13 protein-coding genes are annotated in these 13,121 nt (G+C 41.3%); 9 read left to right on the forward strand and 4 right to left on the reverse strand.

Translation table 11 applies throughout. The annotated features are described in order from the left end of the window. The first annotated feature begins 173 nt into the window (after positions 1–173). The gene (locus ACT3S4_RS01615; protein WP_201503059.1) at positions 174–500 is read left to right on the forward strand and encodes a GNAT family N-acetyltransferase; all 327 of its coding nucleotides are present in this window, start codon (positions 174–176) and stop codon (positions 498–500) included. An 83-nt stretch (positions 501–583) separates the two neighbouring features. On the opposite strand, the gene ACT3S4_RS01620 is transcribed toward ACT3S4_RS01615, so the two are convergent. From ACT3S4_RS01620 to ACT3S4_RS01630, 3 genes are read right to left on the reverse strand one after another with little or no spacing between them, the layout of a single operon-like run. Further along, positions 584–1,312: a YoaK family protein gene (locus ACT3S4_RS01620; protein WP_444760268.1), complete on the reverse strand. Its 729-nt coding sequence runs from the start codon at positions 1,310–1,312 to the stop codon at positions 584–586. Next, positions 1,305–1,859, reverse strand: coding sequence for an NADPH-dependent FMN reductase (locus ACT3S4_RS01625; protein WP_201503061.1), 555 nt, complete (start codon positions 1,857–1,859; stop codon positions 1,305–1,307). The genes ACT3S4_RS01620 and ACT3S4_RS01625 overlap by 8 nt, the downstream gene beginning before the upstream one ends. A 53-nt stretch (positions 1,860–1,912) precedes the next feature. Then, positions 1,913–2,305, reverse strand: coding sequence for a DoxX family protein (locus tag ACT3S4_RS01630; protein WP_444760269.1), 393 nt, complete (start codon positions 2,303–2,305; stop codon positions 1,913–1,915). 144 nt (positions 2,306–2,449) lie between these two features. Between ACT3S4_RS01630 and ACT3S4_RS01635 the strand changes: the two genes are divergently transcribed. From ACT3S4_RS01635 to ACT3S4_RS01650, 4 genes are all read left to right on the forward strand, one after another. After that, positions 2,450–3,355, forward strand: a complete 906-nt coding sequence (locus tag ACT3S4_RS01635; protein WP_444760270.1) for a LysR family transcriptional regulator — start codon at positions 2,450–2,452, stop codon at positions 3,353–3,355. Between the two features lie 38 nt (positions 3,356–3,393). Next, complete coding sequence (locus tag ACT3S4_RS01640; RefSeq protein ID WP_444760271.1) at positions 3,394–4,584, forward strand: low temperature requirement protein A; 1,191 nt, start codon at positions 3,394–3,396, stop codon at positions 4,582–4,584. A 216-nt stretch (positions 4,585–4,800) separates the two neighbouring features. Then, positions 4,801–5,787, forward strand: a complete 987-nt coding sequence (gene rluF, locus ACT3S4_RS01645) for a 23S rRNA pseudouridine(2604) synthase RluF (protein ID WP_444760272.1) — start codon at positions 4,801–4,803, stop codon at positions 5,785–5,787. Positions 5,788–6,235: 448 nt separating this feature from the next. Then, positions 6,236–6,943: a hypothetical protein gene (locus tag ACT3S4_RS01650; protein ID WP_444760273.1), complete on the forward strand. Its 708-nt coding sequence runs from the start codon at positions 6,236–6,238 to the stop codon at positions 6,941–6,943. A gap of 95 nt (positions 6,944–7,038) precedes the next feature. Here the strand turns inward: ACT3S4_RS01650 and ACT3S4_RS01655 are convergent, their stop codons facing one another. After that, positions 7,039–7,299 carry a hypothetical protein gene (locus ACT3S4_RS01655; protein WP_444760274.1) on the reverse strand — a complete coding sequence of 87 codons (261 nt, stop codon included), beginning with the start codon at positions 7,297–7,299 and terminating at the stop codon, positions 7,039–7,041. A gap of 539 nt (positions 7,300–7,838) precedes the next feature. Between ACT3S4_RS01655 and ACT3S4_RS01660 the strand changes: the two genes are divergently transcribed. The 4 genes from ACT3S4_RS01660 (at position 7,839) to ACT3S4_RS01675 (ending at position 13,075) form a co-directional block, all read left to right on the forward strand. Continuing rightward, positions 7,839–8,228, forward strand: a complete 390-nt coding sequence (locus ACT3S4_RS01660; protein ID WP_444760275.1) for a hypothetical protein — start codon at positions 7,839–7,841, stop codon at positions 8,226–8,228. A 494-nt stretch (positions 8,229–8,722) separates the two neighbouring features. After that, a complete protein-coding gene (locus tag ACT3S4_RS01665) occupies positions 8,723–9,313 on the forward strand; it encodes a hypothetical protein (RefSeq protein WP_444760276.1) in 591 nt (196 codons plus the stop codon). Positions 9,314–9,780: 467 nt separating this feature from the next. Then, positions 9,781–12,084, forward strand: coding sequence for a TonB-dependent receptor domain-containing protein (locus ACT3S4_RS01670; protein WP_444760277.1), 2,304 nt, complete (start codon positions 9,781–9,783; stop codon positions 12,082–12,084). Positions 12,085–12,172: 88 nt separating this feature from the next. Next, positions 12,173–13,075 (forward strand): urease accessory protein UreH domain-containing protein, encoded by a 903-nt coding sequence (locus tag ACT3S4_RS01675; protein WP_444760278.1) that lies wholly within the window; start codon positions 12,173–12,175, stop codon positions 13,073–13,075. Positions 13,076–13,121 lie beyond the last annotated feature (46 nt).

The following is a 13,121-nucleotide window of genomic DNA, read 5'->3' on the forward strand; positions in this document are numbered from 1 at the left end:
TATAATTGTTGAGCAGATATAGATAAACAGTGCTTATTGCAAATAACTATTCTTATTTATAGAACAATAGGTGCTTAGAATTAACGTAATATAGTAGTCACGCCATCATTCGCGTCACCCGTTAGTACCAATAAGTAGGTGTAAAAAATATTAATGATAAAGAGAGGGAAACCATGTCAAATCTACATACATTGAATAATGAAGTTATCGATAACAAGGCTCAAAAACGTTTTGAGATTCATATCGACGATCAGGTTTCTTTTGAAGAGTATGAGTTTTTTACCACATCCACAGGTGAAGAAGGTATTGAGTATAAGCACACATTCGTGCCTGAGTCGCTTAGTGGTCGTGGTATTGCTGGTTATTTAGTCAAAATCATCTTAGATAATGCCGCTTCTAGAAATTTACGCGTTAAACCAACCTGTCCTTATGTGAAATCCTATATTGATAAGCACCCAGAATACCAAGCCAATTCGGTGTTTCATGGTGCGAAAGCCTAAGACAATATGCATAAAAAAAGCCACGATAAACCATCATGGCTTTTTACGATTAATGACATTACTTAATAACGGTAGGACCTTTATTAACTAATATGCTGTAAGAACTCTGAATTACGCGCTAGTAGTGATAAGTACAACACAGGAATGACAAACAAACCGACTGCCCAATAACTAAGATTCACATACAGTACCGCGCCGAGTAGCGCGCCAATCACAAAACTGATAACCAATGCCGCGCTATGCCCCAATTTTTTGGCATTATCAGCGCTACGGTTGGCAATATAATCTGACAGACCAATACCCAGTTGGGTGGTATTGCCTGTCATTAATACCGTTGGACTCATATGTTTGATGACTGTTTTACTAGCCGTATTACGAATGGCAAGTGCCGTTAAGCCCAAACCACCAGTGATGGCGACGGTTATATCGCCTGCTTCAGTGAAAGGTTGAAAGGACAATCCTGCTATCATAAATGCGCTTAAAAATAGCGCTTCTGCCAAAAATAAATGACTGAGTACTAACGTTTGCTTCCGACTTTTATCAATGTATATTTTGGTAATAACCACCGTTATTATAAAAAGTGGCACCGATGCCAGCTTGATCCATAAGCCATCTTCACCTTTAACCAAACCGCTACCAGCCAGTACTAAGTTACCCGTGACATGAGCGGTAAAAAAGCCAAATAAAGTAATAAAGCCAATGGTATCAATCGCTCCACCAACTATCGTTAATAGTATAGGCGCTTGATAGCGTTGCCAAAAGCTTGGTGTCTTACGATCTAGAGTATTGTTATCAGCGACAGCTTTAGGCACTGGTATTCCTTGCAAAATCCACAAAATCAGTCACAAAGCGCTGTAAGAATTTCTGTGTGCGCCGGCTAACACTGCCATCATCATTTAAGCTGTCAGTTGCACGACTTAAATGAATTTCAGGATCAATCATCATTTGTGCCGAAAGCATTTGCATGCTTTTTCTGACATCAAGGCCACTATTGATACCGCCAAAACTGCCTGGCGAGGCCGTCACTACCGCAACTTTTTTATGGGTCCACACGCTTTCTTTATAAGGACGTGAGGCGATATCTACGACATTTTTCAAGGCGGCAGGCATAGTGCGGTTATGCTCTGGTGTGACAATTAATACGGCATCAGCGCCTTTCAGCTGCTGACGCACACGCTCATAGCTATCGATAGTCGTATCATCATAATCCTGATTATAAAGCGGTAAGTCTGCGATATAGACTTCTTTTATAGACACGCTTTCAGGCATCTGCGACACCATATATTCTGCAAATTTACGATTGATAGATTCTTTTCGCAAGCTGCCAATAATTAAGGCGATGTTTATGGATGCGCTCATAGCGGCTCCTTGATTATGATGATAAGACAATATTTTCTCAGCCATTTACTCTACTATATTCTGCGATGATTACTGTTATCAATTGAATAAGCACCTGCTCCATGAGCAAATATCATCAAGAAACCACCCGCCATCGCAATGTTTTTCATGAAAGGGTTCATCTGTGATTCATCTATCCAGAATTGATGAAAAAGCAGCGCTGAGACAACGCTAAAACCAGCCATTAAAATCGCTACTAAGCGCGCTTTAAAACCAAAGAGAATAGCAAGGCCGCCGAAAAGTTCAACAGCAATAACCAAAGGCAATAGCATCCCAGGTACACCCATTGCTTCCATATAACCTTGAGTAGCGGCATAACCGGTAATTTTGGTAAAGCCTGAAAAGATAAAAATCATTGATAAAAAAAGGCGTCCAATTGGCGCGCTTAACGCTTGCAGGTTGTCCATGGGTTTTCTCCAGTAATAGAATGTTTTTTTAAGCTTTTATTTGATTATGCGACGGTAGTATTGTATTCGTTGCTTATAATTAGATAAACCGTGATAATTACAAATGTAAGTTCTTATTTGTAGAACAATTAAGAGGTGGTTTACATGGGACAATTAGAAGATATGGCAATGTTTGTGCGTGTTGTCGAAGCAGGCAGTATTACCAAAGCCGCAGAACAACTGAACATCGCAAAATCTGCGGTAAGCCGGCGTTTAAAAGAGTTAGAAACGCGCTTGGGCAGTCAACTGATTAGCCGAACCACGCGTCAATCAAACTTAACCCAAGCTGGTGAGCAGTATTATCAAAAGGTGCACCATATACTCAGTGAAGTGGATGCGCTGAATGAAGAAACGAGTGGTACTCCGACGCGTATCGAAGGGACATTAAAGATGACTGCGCCACTGTCCTTTGGTTTAATGCATTTAAACGATGTCATCGATGAATACGCCAATCAGCATCCTGAGTTAAAGTTTGAGCTAGATTTTTCTGATCGGCATACTGATTTGATTGAGGAAGGGTTCGAGTTAGCGATTCGTATTAGAGAGTTGCAAGATTCCAGTTATCAAGCCAAACGTCTAGCACTGATTCGTTATGCGTTATGCGCCAGTCCCGAATATTTAGAGAGAATGGGTACGCCAAAGACTTTTGACGATCTGTCAGAACATGAGTTTTTACAATATGGTATGAGTAAATCTAGCGCGATAGAACTGATAGATAAGCAAGGTAAGAAACATCAAGTCGCCGTAAACGGTAAAATCAAAGCCAATAATGGGGACTTTTTGCGGGAGATGGCAGTCAAAGGTCATGGTATTGCTTTTCTGCCAACTTTTATTACGTATCAAGCCTTAATCAGCGGTGAGCTTGTGCCTATCCTCCAGCAGTATCAATTACCTACTTTAAACGCTTATGCGGTCTATCCTAAAAATCGATTTTTATCGCAACGTTGTCGTTATCTCATTGATTTCATTGCCGAGCGTTTTGGTGATAATCCGTACTGGGATAAGTTTTGATAAGCATTTACGGCTCAACACTTAACGGACAAGCTTAAATGAACACTATACCTGCTCTCAATAACATAAGTGCCCGCGATCCCAATGAGCCATATCGGGCATCAACAACGCTTGAGTTATTATTTGATTTAGTCTACGTCATTGCCGTTTCAGCAGCAGCAAGCGGTCTTCACCAGCGCTTGCTTGAGCATGACTTTTTAGGGTTTTTGACCTTTATTATAGCCTTCTTTATTTTATGGAATGCTTGGACGAGCTTCACATGGTTTGCTTCCGGCTACGATCCTGATGATTGGTACTATCGTCTCTCAGTATTGCTACAAATGTTTGGCTCATTAATGATTGCCGCCAACATCAATCAGTTTTTCGAGCAAGGATTAACATGGATAGGAGTCACTGGTTATGCGATCATGCGATTGGCCAGCTGTAGCCAGTGGTGGCGTGTCTATCGCCAAGTAGAAGGTCACAAACGGGTGGCTGGTCGCAGTATTATTGGCTTACTAACGCTACAAAGTGTTTGGATACTTTGGTTGTTTCTACCTGCTTCGATACAAACGCCTGCGTTATTTTTATTTATAGCGGCTGAATTACTGATGCCAATATGGGCGCGTGCCGCACAGAACATCAATTGGCATCCTCATCACATGGCTGAACGTTATGGTCTCTTGACCATTATCGTTTTAGGCGAAGGCGTGCTAGGAGTTAGTAATAGTATTCGCACCTTTTTAGTCAACTCCGAGTCTGCTGCTAGCGCTATTATATTATTAGGTTCAAGCCTTGTAGCATTGGTTTTTGCCTTATGGTGGCTCTATTTTACGATCCCGTTTGGTACTATTTTGAACAATGAGCGTCGCCGTTATGATTTATTCTTATTTGGCTATGGGCACTTTTTTGTTTTCGCTACACTTGCTGCGTTAGGCAGCGCGCTTAATTTAGTGACCGATGCTTGGGCAGATACTCTAAATCGTACGGTCACCCAGCCTTATGCTATGGGATTATTGATGATAATGCTATTTGGCTTTTTAGTGACCCTAACCTTACTTCGAGCCTTGATGTGCCGCAAATCAAGTCACAATATGACCGCTCTTATTCTTGCCACCTTTATTGTTTTGCTGAGCTATACCGTAGTAGCGCAAGGGCTATCGATTACTTATGGTATTTGGTTAAGCCTGCTCGCGCCTATAATAATGACGTGGTACTTTCATCAAGACAATAAGCAGTGGCAAGCCTAAGCTCTACCGTCAAATCCGTAGAAACAAAATTGGGATAATATTGATTTTAATAGGTACAAATACGATACTGGATATATTTCTAAGGTTTTGCCCTTCTCTCCCGAAATGGATATTGAATTTCCTATATAATGTGAGCCATCTCTTTGTTGATAACCCCTTTAATTTAGGCTTTTTTCTTAGTAAAAAAATGCTGCTTATCAGGTAAAACGGTGCTTTATGTTTAACGCTTCCTCAACTCGTTTAAATAAATACATCAGCGAAAGCGGTATTTGCTCCAGGCGAGACGCTGACCGCTTTGTTGAACAAGGTAATGTATACATCAATGGTAAGCGTGCTCAAGTAGGCGATCAAGTGGTTGCTGGAGATACGGTAAAAGTCAACGGGCAACTCATTGAGCCGCGAGAGGCGGATGATTTTGTGTTTATTGTCTTGAATAAACCCGTGGGTATTGTGAGCACTACAGAAGCTTCAGAAAAAGATAATATCGTTGATTTCGTTCGACATAGTACACGTATTTTTCCAATTGGACGTTTGGATAAAGACTCTCAGGGTTTAATCTTTTTGACCAGTAATGGTGATCTGGTTAATAAAGTACTTCGTGCTGGTAATAACCACGAGAAGGAATATTTGGTGACGGTGAACAAGCCGATAACAGATAGTTTTATTGAGGGTTTAGCTGGTGGCGTGCCAATGCTTGGGAAGATGACCAAGAAATGCCCGGTTACTAAGGTGGCACCCACCGTGTTTAACATCACGCTAGTGCAGGGTTTAAACCGTCAAATTCGTCGTATGTGTGAGCATTTTGGCTATGAAGTGGTGAAGCTTGAGCGTACGCGGATTATGAATGTCAGTCTTAAAGGTACTCCCGTTGGAGATTGGCGAGATTTAACCGAAAAAGAGTTGTCTGTTTTACTTAAGTCCATAGAAGGTTCTTCTTCAGATGCCAGTAATCCGGGCAAGAAACCTCGTAATGCGCCACGAAAAAATGCTCGTACTGATGATTCATCAAAGACAAAAACGTCTTCAAAATCAGCGGGGGCAGCAAAGGGCAATAAAAAACACGCCAAGGATGATGCTAGAAAACCAGCGGGTTCTAAAGGTAAAGATAGACGTCCTTTTGGTAATGGCAAGAAGGCTGTGGGCAATGGCAAACCTGCTGCAAATGGTAAGCGCCCTGCAAAAGGTCGAAGTTCTAAGCGGTAGCGCAACCATAGATCGATGGGTAATGGTTAAGACAGCTGATAAGAAATACTGCACAAAAAGCCAGACAACTTAAATTGTCTGGCTTTTTGTGCAGTATTTCTCAACCAAATAATTTTTATTATAAAGCCAACTCATAACTCGTACGACACCCCGAAGCTTGAAATTTTTGCGGCATCCCCTGCTCTACTAAGTCATTAAACTCTCTTAATGCGGTATCGATAGAACATTTGGTCATAATTGCTGCGGCGCTGGCATACTATAAAATCGTTGGCGACTGTCATCGCTTTGCACCAGTAATCTCTCAGTAATCTATCGTTAATTTCACAAAGTACCGTTGGTATAGGTCGACTAAAAATAGCAGAGTCTAAGACAGTTAGCAGATGTCATTATTTAAAAATTCGATTATAGTAGATATCGAATCATACATTTAAAAGTTGAGGACAAAATAATGAAGACACTAAGTTTATGTATTGCAGCAGGACTAGGTTTAAGCGCTTGTGCTGGTGGAATGACAGGGAACACGGGTCAAAACAATAATGTCAATGGTATCGTCACTCAATACCCTGTTGAGACTGCCATGCTCAACATCTATACCAAACAACGCAGTGATAAATTAGTTGCGGTTGTCGGCAGTCAAAGCGTGTCAGCAGAGATTCAAGTGACGCCTAAAGGCAGTATGGTATTTAATAATAAGTCTGTACAAGGTACCGAAATAAACACCATTAATAAGATGAATAATCAAATCACCAATCAATCAGTCGCTATCAATTACTTCACCCTGAATCCACTGATATTCCATGGTTTTACAGACGGTACAGGTAAATACTCACTATCTAACCAGACGACCACCATTCCTAAAATGGCGACGGTGGGCGCTTCTAGTAAGCTACTGACGGAAAATGTCTATGCCGATAGCAGTATGCGTAATAAGATAGGGACTTATAACCAAGACTGGTCTTTGTCGCGTGATACGAATAATACCGCATGGTTCTGTATAGAAACCTCAGGCAATCTATTACTCAGCTTTGACCCTGCAGGTACTTCATCAGAATGCTACAAGATCAATGCCAAAGGCGATATCTTAGCAAGCAAAGTGACACTGAGTCAGCCTAGTAGTAATGGTACTACTAAGACGATTACTTTAAACAGTCAGTAGTGATTATCTTTGTGACATAGCACTTATTACATAACAACGAAACAAAAAAATAGCGCCTAGTATGGGCGCTATTTTTATATCAGTAAGCTGAACGATTAAGAACGATGTCCATGAGTATGCTTAGCTTGATATTTGCTTTTTGCTTTGAGATGAGCCGCTGGTTTTTTTGATTGATGCTTTGACATTACTGCCTTTTTTTTAACATGCTGATGTTTATTACCAAACTTTGCATTGACCTTTTGATGCTTCACTTGAGCAACATGATGTTTAGCAATTTGCGGCGCAGCACTTGCTTGGCTAACCATTGTGAAGCAAGCAGTAATGGCTAGAATTGAACTTATCATTATTTTTTTCATTATTTTTTCTCGTATAAAGTCATATTGGTTATGAGTTGTGGTTGAAACTGCCTTACTCAATATCGAGTAAAGCATTCACGTGATAAAAAGCATCATGATAAAAATCTGCTCTATCGACAACGAGAATGATAAATGATGCAAACGTTAAGTAGATTTATGAAGATTAAAGAAAGGTAACCTTAATGAGGGAAGGTTTCTTAAGTGGTACGCTATAAGCGTCATATTGGCGCTTTTCTAGACAGGCAAGTAATAGCGAATGAAAAGATATCTTATATATAGCTTAGGGTGACTGGCTTTGGCATATTTTTTATAAAGCGTAGACGTTGTCACGATACTTTCATTTTCACCCTATAAAATGCGTTGATTATTCAAAGCCATTGACGATATGCCGCATCACAATAAAGACTTTTAAAGAGTAAATACCAAACCAAGTAGGCTAGATAAGTATTCTGCAAGGGTCTTTGGCATGTGGATTTTTTTAAAGTAGCCAACTGATGGCCTTCTGAATAGCAATTTTGAAATAACTGAGAATCAATGTAATGAACCATTACTTATGTTTGACAGATTATGAAAAAAACTTGATTGATAGTGCTTTGCTCATTCTGATGAAAAAAAACATCCAATATAGCGATCAATCAACAGAAAACTCAGTGCAGCAATACTATCAAGATTTTAATCTCACACTTTTTGAGCTATGTGCAAAAATAAAAGCACCTGATTTTGATAAACAAATGGATTTATCTTCAAAAGAAATCAAAGCAATTAAAAAAGCCCTAACCTCACTGTACAACCGTATCTATCAAAGAACCCTTAAGGACATAGAGGGCAACCAAGAAGATCACTATAAGAGCTGTAAGTTACAGATTATAGAATTAGAGAGAAAAATCGATATTATCGAGAAAAACAATATAGAGAGCAATAGTTGTTAATTTGTTCTTTTTTACCGAAAAATCTCACTATTTTTAAGTCTTTACCACCATCAATATTGGTCGCGTAAAACAAAAAATCGCACTCCGCATTACATTAGCCTATCTTTTCCGCTGGGTTTTATTAGCTCTTTCCCATTTGCTTGGTTATCGTCTAGCTACTTCAGTCATATAGTCTTCTCAGTACAAGATGAATAGGTACAGCAAAGGATAATACGGAAAATTAAAGTACGGAAAATAGAAGGCTGAGCAAACATGACGACGCTGTGACCGATTTCTCTAGAATGCCCGATTTCTCTAGAATGCCCGATATATCTCTATACAAGACTTGTAAAGAGCATACCCCTTGTCTTAGAATGGCATTGTTAATGATAATGTCTATTTTGTTAAGTATTCTTTCTAAAATGCTTTAAACTGACGTTTCAAGTTAGCACACCTCCTTACTTATAAATGTTACCTATGCATCATCAGCATGCTGGTAATACGATGACCCTATCATGTCTACTAAGCGCCGCAAGCTTGTTTTACGATATTCATCACCGGTAACGATGTGGTTCGGCATGTTGGTCGCATGTTTTGCTTGGATCATGCACATCACGCTGTTGCTCACACCTCTATGGGATGATAATGCCCACTTAGGTCATAGTATCTGTGCAGAGCTTGCACCGATTGTATCGGCAGCTAAGCAGTATGAGCAAATACAGACTGATATTGCGCAAACGAATCACAACATACCCATTGATAGTGCCGCTCGTCATCTCCTTCATCATAATGCATCCTTATCTTTAACATCGCCTGCGACCGTTGAGCCAGTCATAACGGTTGACGTCGCACCTTCGCAGGAAGCCTCATATAGCAAAGATAAGGTTGCAAGCTCTGAATCTAACCCTGATGCCGTAAAATACACTGGCTGTGACCTTTGCACTGCCATGTCTGCGGCACTATTGCCAGTCGCTTTTACACATACTGACTCGGCTTTGATTGAGCTGTCTATTGTCTCAGTCACGTTTTTGTATCGCTCACATACTTACTATCCTAGTAATTTTTTACGCCCCCTCGCACGCGCTCCACCAGTCACACTCACATAACTATCTACATAATTATCCACATTTATAGTCCAATATTTTTAGGGCGTGTCCTCATTTTAAAAATGGTGATAAACATGAGATAAATTGCTGTCAAACAAGGAAAGTAGCGCAAATAATATCGAGATATTAATAAGCTATTTGATGATGTTTGGCAAAATTTAGCCATTTTTAGCCCATTTCGAAAGTAATCAATTGAATTGAGGACACGCCCTAGAGCATTAGTGACAATGCTCTCAATCAACGCGCTCATTTGACGCTCTGATTGAGGCACTTGTATGCGTTTACCTAAAACATTGCGCTCAAAACTGTGCTCATAATATTGTGCTCAAAATGCTATCTATTTATATCGGAAAATATTCGGTAAATGCTTAGTCTAAGTCCATAAATGGCTTGGCTTACCTTGCCTCTTGGTAAAAACTGAATAACCGATGTCATAAAATATTTTTGCGAATTTCTAGGAAAGTAAGATGTTATCTTCGTCAATGAACGCTGTACCTATTTTAAAACTAAGTGTTTTAGCCTTGTCTTTATTGCATATCAGTAGCGCTTATGCGGATTCCACAACCGTAAAGGCGCACATGCCTACTACTAATGATGAGCCACATATTCAATTGCCAGAAATCGTCGTTTATGCGACAGCAGCAGATAAGCGCTCTAGTACCAATGCACTTGGGACAGCAGCCACCCTTGATCAAAAATTTATTAACAGTAAACAAGTGGCAAGCAGTGATACGGCCACCATACTGACAAAAATACCTGGTCTAAATGTCCAAAGTGCCGGTGGTATCTCAAACTTGCCCGTGATGAGAGGCTTGGCGGACAACCGTCTGCGTATCTTAGTGGATGGCGTTGACTCAATCGCCTCCTGTCCAAACAGTATGAACTCACCCTTGTCTTATATTGCGCCCAGCGCTATAGAGAAGACCACCGTCTATGCAGGTGTGACGCCTGTGAGTGTCGGTGGTAATAGTATTGGCGGTACCATCGTCGTCGAAACAGCAGAGCCTATGTTTTCAACGGATAGCGACATATTAACTTCAGGTGAAATCGGCACATTTTATCGTAGTAATGGTGACGCCTATGGTGCTAACTTATCTACCACAGCGGCAAACGAGCAGCTTAGCCTCACCTATAAAGGCAGCTTTGCGCAGGCGGATAATTATAAAGCTGGTGGTGATTTTAAATCTTATACAGAGACAGGGAGCGCTGGTAAAACCTTAGCGAAAGACGAAGTTGGTTCAACCGCCTATGAAAGCAAAAACCAGTCAGTAGATGTGGCTTATAAGAACGGCAATCATCTGCTACAAGGCACTTATCTGTGGCAAAACATCCCAAAAGAGCTATATCCAAATCAGCGGATGGACATGCTCGACAATCAGCTTGACCGCATTAATTTGCGCTACAAAAGCGAGTTAAATTGGGGGCAGTTAGAAGCACAGGCCTATCATGAAGATGTCGATCACTATATGAATTTTGGGGAAGACAAACAGTTCGTGTACGGTAATGCCAAAGGTATGCCGATGTACACCAGTAGCGAGACCATCGGTGCCAATCTTAAAGGTATTATTGATTTAACCAACCAAGGCACGCTCAATATAGGTGCTGAATATCAAGACTATACCCTTGATGACACATGGGCGGCATCTGGCGACGGTATGATGTCGCCAAATGACTTTCAAAATATCAACAATGGTCAGCGTCAGCGTATCGGTATCTATGGCGAATGGGAAAAAGACATCTCGCCTGACTGGAGCACCCAGCTTGGCGCTCGCTATGAAAACGTACGTACCAGTGCTGATGAAGTACATGGCTATCAAATCGATGGTCAAAACAATATGACCAATCAGCTGCGAGATAGCGCTAACTTTAATGCCAGTGACCGCCGAACCACCGATAACAACTTTGATATTACTGCACTCGCACGCTACGACATTGATTCACAAAAAAATCTAGCCTTAGGTCTATCGCACAAAGAGCGCACGCCAAGCTTATATGAACGCTATACCTGGTCCACTTGGAAAATGGCGGCCATCATGAATAATACCGTTGGTGACGGTAATGGCTATTTTGGTGATCCTAATCTACGCCCAGAAAAATCCAACACTCTATCTGCCACCTTAGACTGGCGCGGTGCTGATGATAGCTGGGGCATCAAAGCCACTCCTTACTATTCAAAAATTGATGACTATGTCGATGCCATACAGTGGAACCCCATGGCAAACACAGCAGCTAGCACTCAAACAGCGAATCAATATAATGTGCTGCGCTATACCAACCAAGATGCTGAGATATATGGCATAGATATCTCAGCCAATCGGCAGCTGGCAGCAAATGCTTGGGGGCACTGGGATATAGTAGGCTCCTTAAGCTATACCAAAGGGGAAAATAAAGACAGCGGCTCAGACTTATATAACATCATGCCATTCAATGGCAGTGTTGCCCTGAATCGGGAAAATAACGGTTGGACAAACCAAATCGAAGTGGTGGGCGTCGCGGCTAAAAATGATATCTCAACCCCTCGTAACGAAATTAAAACGGCGGGTTATGGTCTCTTAAATCTCAGTACAGGCTATCAGTTTAAAGAGGTATCGATTGAGGCTGGTATCGATAACGTATTTGATAAAAACCATGACCTACCTCTAGGGGGCGCATACATGGGTCAAGGCAAAACCATGTCGATGAATGGCGAAATAGGCAACAGTTCTAACTGGGGTACTGCCGTTCCTGGCGCGGGACGATCATTATATGTGGGTGTCAACTATAAGTTCTAGGTGTCATTAAGATAGGTCATTAACTGACTAACATAACGATTAAACCTTCAACAGATTTTATTTATCTTATATCTTAGGAAGCACCTTCATGACTATGGCACTATTAATTGCAGCATTTTTAATGGGATTTTTTGGTTCGCCGCATTGCTTAGGTATGTGTGGCGGTATCGTCACCGCATTCGGACTATCGATGAAAGAAACCAGTCCAGCAAAAAAACGCGGCCTCATTGCGACTTATCATTTGGGGCGCTTACTCAGTTATGCCCTATTGGGCTTAATTGCTGGAGTGATTGGCACCACGGTATTAACCCCTCTGATGGTTGGCAATAGCACACCTCGCATTCTACTAGGGTTGGTCTTGGTATTTGTCGGATTAACCATGCTAGGGTTGCCTTTTTTAAACAAGCTTGAACGTCTTGGTATGCATTTTTGGCAAGCTCTATCACCTCTGCGGCAAAAAGTATTCCCCTTAAACACCTTTCCTCGAGCATTAACAGCAGGTTTATTATGGGGATTTTTACCCTGTGGTCTCGTTTATGGCGCATTACTTATTGCGGTCGTCGGTCATGACCCGCTCACAGGTGCCGTGTTAATGTTTGTCTTTGGTCTAGGAACCGTACCCATGCTCGTCGCCACGCACGAAACAGTCAACTGGATGCGCAATCAAATCGGGCGTTTGCGCCTAAGGCAAGTGAATGGCGCAATCATGATGCTATCTGGCTTAGCCGTCATAGCGGTGCCGATGGTCATGGCCAATATGCATGGTGGACACGGGCAAATGAACCATGAGCAAATGAACCATGAGCAAATGAACCATGAGCAAATGAACCATGAGCAAATGAACCATGAGCAAATGAATCACGAGCAAATGAATCACGAGCAAATGAATCACGAGCAAATGAATCACGAGCAAATGAATCACGAGCAAATGAATCACGAGCAAATGAATCACGAGCAAATGAATCACGAGCAAATGAATCACGAGCAATAAAAACGTCTCTCATGTACATAGGAGGCAATGATATTTTAAACTATGG

This window comes from Psychrobacter sp. AOP30-A2-5 (assembly GCF_052378115.1).
GTDB lineage: Bacteria > Pseudomonadota > Gammaproteobacteria > Pseudomonadales > Moraxellaceae > Psychrobacter.

Coding starts and splice junctions, on each gene's coding strand:
- ACT3S4_RS01635 (WP_444760270.1), top strand. CDS start 2,450: ATGGGACAATTAGAAGATATGGCAATGTTTGTGCGTGTTGTCGAAGCA.
- ACT3S4_RS01630 (WP_444760269.1), bottom strand. CDS start 2,305: ATGGACAACCTGCAAGCGTTAAGCGCGCCAATTGGACGCCTTTTTTTA.
- ACT3S4_RS01650 (WP_444760273.1), top strand. CDS start 6,236: ATGAAGACACTAAGTTTATGTATTGCAGCAGGACTAGGTTTAAGCGCT.
- ACT3S4_RS01670 (WP_444760277.1), top strand. CDS start 9,781: ATGTTATCTTCGTCAATGAACGCTGTACCTATTTTAAAACTAAGTGTT.
- ACT3S4_RS01660 (WP_444760275.1), top strand. CDS start 7,839: ATGAACCATTACTTATGTTTGACAGATTATGAAAAAAACTTGATTGAT.
- rluF (WP_444760272.1), top strand. CDS start 4,801: ATGTTTAACGCTTCCTCAACTCGTTTAAATAAATACATCAGCGAAAGC.
- ACT3S4_RS01625 (WP_201503061.1), bottom strand. CDS start 1,859: ATGAGCGCATCCATAAACATCGCCTTAATTATTGGCAGCTTGCGAAAA.
- ACT3S4_RS01655 (WP_444760274.1), bottom strand. CDS start 7,299: ATGAAAAAAATAATGATAAGTTCAATTCTAGCCATTACTGCTTGCTTC.
- ACT3S4_RS01615 (WP_201503059.1), top strand. CDS start 174: ATGTCAAATCTACATACATTGAATAATGAAGTTATCGATAACAAGGCT.
- ACT3S4_RS01675 (WP_444760278.1), top strand. CDS start 12,173: ATGACTATGGCACTATTAATTGCAGCATTTTTAATGGGATTTTTTGGT.
- ACT3S4_RS01665 (WP_444760276.1), top strand. CDS start 8,723: ATGTCTACTAAGCGCCGCAAGCTTGTTTTACGATATTCATCACCGGTA.
- ACT3S4_RS01640 (WP_444760271.1), top strand. CDS start 3,394: ATGAACACTATACCTGCTCTCAATAACATAAGTGCCCGCGATCCCAAT.